This window comes from Kineococcus siccus, assembly GCF_009906795.1.
GTDB lineage: Bacteria > Actinomycetota > Actinomycetes > Actinomycetales > Kineococcaceae > Kineococcus > Kineococcus siccus.
In genome coordinates, this window is sequence record NZ_JAAALN010000237.1 from 1 (window position 1) to 6,037 (window position 6,037).

General features: G+C 77.0%; 4 protein-coding genes. 2 read left to right on the forward strand and 2 right to left on the reverse strand.

Annotation, left to right across the window (positions count from 1 at the left end; all coding sequences use genetic code 11):
- Together GTR02_RS18885 and pknB are read left to right on the forward strand one after the other, a co-directional pair.
- The coding region (locus GTR02_RS18885; RefSeq protein WP_166609029.1) for a LysM peptidoglycan-binding domain-containing protein at positions 1-1,095 on the forward strand (1,095 nt) is incomplete at its 5' end.
- Between the two features lie 97 nt (positions 1,096-1,192).
- Positions 1,193-3,130: a Stk1 family PASTA domain-containing Ser/Thr kinase gene (gene pknB / locus GTR02_RS18890; protein ID WP_166609030.1), complete on the forward strand. Its 1,938-nt coding sequence runs from the start codon at positions 1,193-1,195 to the stop codon at positions 3,128-3,130.
- A gap of 80 nt (positions 3,131-3,210) precedes the next feature.
- On the opposite strand, the gene GTR02_RS18895 is transcribed toward pknB, so the two are convergent.
- Both GTR02_RS18895 and GTR02_RS18900 read right to left on the reverse strand, forming a co-directional pair.
- The gene (locus tag GTR02_RS18895) at positions 3,211-4,620 is read right to left on the reverse strand and encodes a class II 3-deoxy-7-phosphoheptulonate synthase (protein ID WP_166609031.1); all 1,410 of its coding nucleotides are present in this window, start codon (positions 4,618-4,620) and stop codon (positions 3,211-3,213) included.
- Positions 4,621-4,766: 146 nt separating this feature from the next.
- Positions 4,767-5,798, reverse strand: coding sequence for an ATP-dependent 6-phosphofructokinase (locus GTR02_RS18900; RefSeq protein ID WP_166609032.1), 1,032 nt, complete (start codon positions 5,796-5,798; stop codon positions 4,767-4,769).
- Between the last annotated feature and the right edge of the window lie 239 nt (positions 5,799-6,037).

The window sequence follows — 6,037 nt, forward strand, 5'->3', positions numbered from 1 at the left end:
GCCGCGGCCGTGCCGGCCGGCGCGCCCGCCGCGGCCCGCGCGGCCGCCGTCCCGGCGGCGGCTCCCGCGGCCGAGGTCGTCGTGACCGTCGAGCGCGGTGACACCGTCGGCGCGCTCGCGGCCCGGCACGGCTCGACCGTCGCCGCCGTCGTGGCCGCCAACGGCCTCGGCCGCGGCGCGCGCATCGTCGAGGGCCGCACGCTGCGCATCCCCGCCACGACCGCCGGCCCCGACACGGCGAGCACCGACACGGCCAGCCCCGACACGGCCAGCCCCGACGCGGCCGCCCGCTACACCGTGCGCACCGGTGACACCCTGACGTCGATCGCGGCCTCGCAGGGCACCAGCGTCGCGGCGCTCCGCGCGGCCAACGGGCTCGACGCGCGCGGGTTCATCCGCGACGGCCAGGTCCTCGCGCTGGGCCCGGGCGCGGCGGCGGCGCCCGCCGAGACCCCGGCCGCGCCGGCGGGCGAGACCTACACCGTCCGGGCGGGCGACACCCTGTCGGGCATCGCGGCCGCCCGCGGCACCACGGTGGCGCAGCTGCGCGCGGCCAACGACCTCGGCGCGGACGGCTTCCTGCGGGAGGGCCAGCGCCTCGTGCTCGCGGGCGGCGCGGCGCCGGCCGCCGCTCCGCCCGTCCAGGCGGGGTCGGTGGCCGAGGCCGCGGCCGCCAACCGCGAGCGGCTGGCCGGCGCCGACCTGCCGAGCCGCGCGCGCATGCAGGAGATCATCCGGTCGACGGCCGTCCGCCTCGGCGTGGACCCGTCGCTGGCGCTGGCGGTCGCCTACCAGGAGTCGGGCTTCGCGATGCGGGTCGTCTCCAGCGCGAACGCCATCGGGGCCATGCAGGTCATCCCCAGCTCCGGGGAGTGGGCCGAGGACCTGCTCGACGAGGACATCGACCTCTTCGACCCCGAGGACAACGCCAAGGCCGGGGTCGCGATCCTGCGTACCCTGGTGGCGAACAACCCGCCGGACGTCGCGATCGCGTCCTACTACCAGGGCAACGCGTCGGTGCGTGCGCGCGGCATGTACGACGACACCCGCCGCTACGTCGCCAACGTCCAGACGCTGCAGGCCCGCTTCCGCTGAGGCCCGCCCCGCCGCCCCGGACCGCACCCGCCGGGTCCGCCCGACCCGCGGCGCGGGGCGGCGGCGTCGGCGCGCCGTCCACCTAGACTCACCCTCCGTGGACGCCACCCTCTCCGACCCCCTCGTCGGGCGCCGCATCGACGGGCGCTACCGCGTGCTCGCGCGGATCGGCCGGGGTGGCATGGGCGTTGTCTACCGCGCCGAGGACGAGCGCCTCGAGCGCGAGGTGGCCGTGAAGGTGCTGCGCGCGGACCTGGCCCACGACCTCGAGGCCCGGCAGCGGTTCGTGCGCGAGGCCAAGTCCGCCGCCCGCCTGGCGCACCCCGGGGTCGTCAGCGTCCTGGACCAGGGCACCGACGGGGAGACGGCCTACCTCGTCATGGAGCTCGTGGGCGGCCGCACGCTGCGCGACGTCGTGCACGAGCGCGGGCTGCTGACCCCCGGGGAGGCGCTCGACGTCGCCGAGGCCGTCCTGGACGCCCTGGCCGAGGCGCACCGCAAGGGCGTCCTGCACCGCGACGTGAAGCCCGCCAACGTCCTCGTGGCCGACGACGGCCGCGTCAAGGTCGCGGACTTCGGGCTCGCGCGGTCGGCCGCCGCGACGCAGGGCAGCACGGGCGGGACCGGCGCGGAGCTGCTGGGGACGGCCGAGTACCTGGCCCCCGAGCGCGTGGCCCGCGGCGTCGCCGACGCGCGCAGCGACCTCTACGGGGTCGGGGTCCTGCTCTTCGAGATGCTCACGGGCCAGCCGCCGTTCTCCGGCGACAGCCCCGTCCGGCTCGCCTACCGCCACGTCTACGACGAGCCGCCCGCCCCGTCCTCGCTCGTGCCGGGCCTGCCGGCCGAGCTCGACGCCGTGGTGCTGAAGGCGCTCGCGAAGGACCCCGACGACCGCCCGCGCGACGCCGTCGACATGCTCGGGGACCTGCGCGAGCTGCACGACCGGCTCACGCCGGCCCAGCTGTCGGCGCGCGCCGCGACGCCCGCCGGCTCGGGGGCGGAGTCGGGGGCGACGGTGCGGCTCGACCTCGCCGCCGTCCAGGCCGCCGGGGCGCCCGACGGCACCGGCGACGGCGTCGGCGACGGGGGGGCCGCCCCGGCCTCGCGGGCCCGCGAGGAGGACGTCGGGTACGGGCCGGGCGGGCGCCGCCGTCGCCGCAGCGTCGTCGCGATGGTCGTCACCCTCGTCGTGCTCGCCGTCGCCGCCGGCGTGGCGTGGTTCTTCCTGGCCGGGCCCGGGGCGTTCACGACGACCCCGCAGGTGGCCGGCTCGACCCCCGGCGAGGCGCGCACGACGCTCGCGACCGCGGGGTTCGCCGTGGAGGAGCGCGAGGAGTTCAGCGACACCGTGCCCGCGGGCACGGTCATCGGCACGGATCCCGCGGCGGGCCGCGACGTCCGCAAGGAGGGCACCGTCACCGTCCTCGTCTCCCGCGGCATCGAGCAGTTCCCGGTCCCGGCCGTCGTCGGCACCGCCCGCGACGACGCCGAGCGGGCCGTGACCGACGCGGGGCTCACGGTCGGCCGGGTCACCGAGGCCTTCGACGAGCAGGTGCCCGACGGGTCCGTCGTGGGCACGACCCCCGCAGTGGGGGTGCTGGCCAACCACGACAGCCCCGTCGACCTCGTGGTGTCCAGGGGGCGCGAGCCCATCCCGGTCCCCGAGGTCGTCGGCCGCACGCTCGACGAGGCCCGGACCGCGATCACCGACGCGGGTCTCGTCCCGGGCGAGCCGGAGGCCGAGACCAGCGAGACCGCCCCCGCGGGTCAGGTCCTCGACCAGGCACCGCAGAGCGGGACGCTGTTCCGCGGCGACACCGTGCGCCTCACCGTCTCCAGCGGCCCGCCGCTCGTGGTGATCCCGCGCGTGCAGGGCCAGCAGGTGGCCGCGGCGCGCAGCGTGCTGGAGGGCCTCGGCTTCCGGGTCTCCGTCCAGAACGTCCTCGGCGGGATCTTCGGCACCGTCCGCGACTGCAGCCCGGCCGCGGGGACGTCGGCCCCCAAGGGCTCCACCGTCACGCTCACGGTCGTCTGACCGGCGCGAGGCCCCCGACCGGACTCGGTCGGGGGCCTCGCGTCGTGCTGCGCGGGAGCGGTGGGCCTCAGGAGTGGGCCTCAGTGGTGGGCGCTGAGCATCTCCGCCGCGAGGAACGCGAGCTCGAGCGACTGCTGGTGGTTCAGCCGGGGGTCGCACAGCGACTCGTAGCGCGTGCCGAGGGCAGCGTCGTCGATCTCCATCGCCCCGCCCAGGCACTCCGTGACGTCGTCGCCCGTGAGCTCGACGTGCAGCCCGCCGGGCACCGTGCCCAGCGCGTGGTGCACCTCGAAGAACCCGCGGGCCTCGTCCACGACGTCGTCGAAGCGGCGGGTCTTGTAGCCGCTCGTCGACGTGATCGTGTTGCCGTGCATGGGGTCGCAGACCCACAGCGGCTCGAACCCGGCGCGCCGGACGCCGTCGACCAGCGCGGGCAGCGCCTCGCGGACCCGGCCCGCGCCCATGCGCGTGATGAAGGTCAGCCGGCCCGGCTCGCGGTACGGGTCGACCTTCTCGATGAGCGCGAGCGCGTCGTCGACCGTCGTGGTCGGGCCGAGCTTGATGCCGATCGGGTTGCGGATCCTCGCCGCGAAGTCGACGTGGGCGCCGTCGAGCTGGCGGGTGCGCTCCCCGATCCAGACCATGTGCGCGGACACGTCGTAGGGACCGCCCTGGCGCACGTCGTCGCCGGGCGCGGCGCCGGCCAGCGGCGGCTCCTCGTCCAGGGTCCGGGTCAGCGGGCGCTCGTAGTCCAGCAGCAGCGCCTCGTGGCTGGCGTAGAACTGCACGGTCTTGAGGGCGTCGAAGTCCGACCCGCACGCGGCCATGAACCGCATGGCCTTGTCGATGTCGTGGGCGAGGGTCTCGTAGCGCGCGTTCGCGGCGGTCGCGGCGAACCCGCGGTTCCACTCGTGCACCTTGCGCAGGTCGGCGTAGCCGCCGTTGGTGAAGGCGCGGATGAGGTTCAGCGTCGCCGAGGCCGTGTGGTAGGCGCGTAGCAGCCGTTGCGGGTCCGGCGTGCGGCCCTCGGGCGTGAACGCGAAGTCGTTGACCGCGTCCCCGCGGTAGGCGGGCAGCGTGACGCCGTCGCGCGTCTCGTCGTTGCTGCTGCGGGGCTTGGAGAACTGCCCCGCCATCCGACCGACCTTGATCACCGGCAGGCCCGCGCCGTAGGTGAGGACGGCCGACATCTGCAGCATGGTCTTCAGCCGCCGGCGGATCCCGTCCGCCGTGGCGCCCGCGAAGGTCTCGGCGCAGTCACCTCCCTGCAGCAGGAACGCCTCGCCGCGCGCGGCCGCGGCCAGGCGGTGCCGCAGCTGGTCGGCCTCGCCCGCGAACACCAGCGGCGGGTAGGAGGCCAGCTCGGCGTGCACCTCGGCCAGCGCGGCCGCGTCGGGCCACTGCGGCTGCTGGGCGGCGGGCAGGTCGGGCCACAGGCTGCTGCTGGGGCCGGTCGCTGCGGGGACGGCGCTCGTCGTGGAACTGCTCACACGCCGAAGTCTCGCACCATCTCCGGACGCGTGGGGCCGCCCGGCGGCCGGGGCGCGGTGAGCACCCCGGCCGGAGCAGGCGGCCGCACGGGCCGTGACGCGGTGCTCACCAGCGCCGTGCCGGAGGCCCCCTCAGGCGCCGGGCGTCACCAGGACAGGCCCGCGGACTCCGCGATGCGCTGCGCCGGCACCGTGCGCAGCACCTTGGTGGCGTCGCCCAGCGGCACCTGCACGACGTCGGTGCCGCGCAGCGCGGCCATCGTGCCGAGGTCGCCCTCGGCGAGCGCCGTGATCGCGGACAGGCCGAACCGGGTGGCGAGCACGCGGTCCGCGGCCGACGGCGAGCCGCCCCGGACGAGGTGGCCGAGCACGGTGAGCCGGGTCGAGAGGCCCGGGACGCGGGCCTGGAGCTCGCGGTCCAGCAGCTCGCCGGCCCCGCCCAGCTGCACGTGCCCGAAGGCGTCGGTCGGCGCGTCCTTGACGGCGTGCTCGCCGAGCACGGGCGCCCCCTCGGAGAGCACGATCAGGGGGGCGTCGCCCCGCGCGAGGACCGTGCGGACGGTCTCGGCGACGGCGTCGAGGTCGACGGGCTCCTCGGGCAGCAGGGTGACGTGCGCCCCCGCCGCCATCCCGGTGTGCAGGGCGATCCAGCCCGCGTGCCGGCCCATGACCTCCACGAGCATGGCGCGGTGGTGGGAGGCGCCGGTGCTCGCGAGCCGGTCGCAGGCCTCGACCGCGGTCTGCACCGCGGTGTCGAAGCCGAACGTGGCGTCGGTCGCCGACAGGTCGTTGTCGATGGTCTTCGGCGCGCCGACGACCGGCACCCCGGCCTCGTGCAGCGCCGTGGCGACGCCCAGGGTGTCCTCGCCGCCGATGGCGAGGATCGCGTCGACGCCCAGCCGCTCGAGCGAGGCGCGCACCGCGGCCACGCCGGCCTCGAGGCCGTCCTTCATCGGGTTGGTCCGGCTCGAGCCGAGCACCGTGCCCCCGATGCCGAGCAGCGGGCGGACCCGCGCCTCGTCCAGCGGGACGACGTCGGCGTCCAGCACGCCGCGCCACCCGTCGAGGAACCCGACGAACTCGAAGGAGTGCCGCTGTGTCCCGGCGAGCACCGCCGCCCGGATGACGGCGTTGAGACCGGGGCAGTCCCCGCCCCCGGTCAAGATCCCGACACGCACGTGCGTCCCCTCACTGGCGGCTGCCTCGCCGCCCGACGTCCTGCAGGTCCTCGTGCTCGCGGTCGGCGGCCGCCGCGGGCACTGCCCGGCGTCCCGGTCGGGACGCCGCGACGGCGACTCTGCCACTCCCCCGGGGCACCCGGCACGGTGGCCGGCCCGCGCGGGTGCGCGGCGGGCGGTCCCTGGGCCGCGGTCAGCCCTCCGGCGGCGCGGGCGGGCGGGAGCGCGGCCCAGGGACC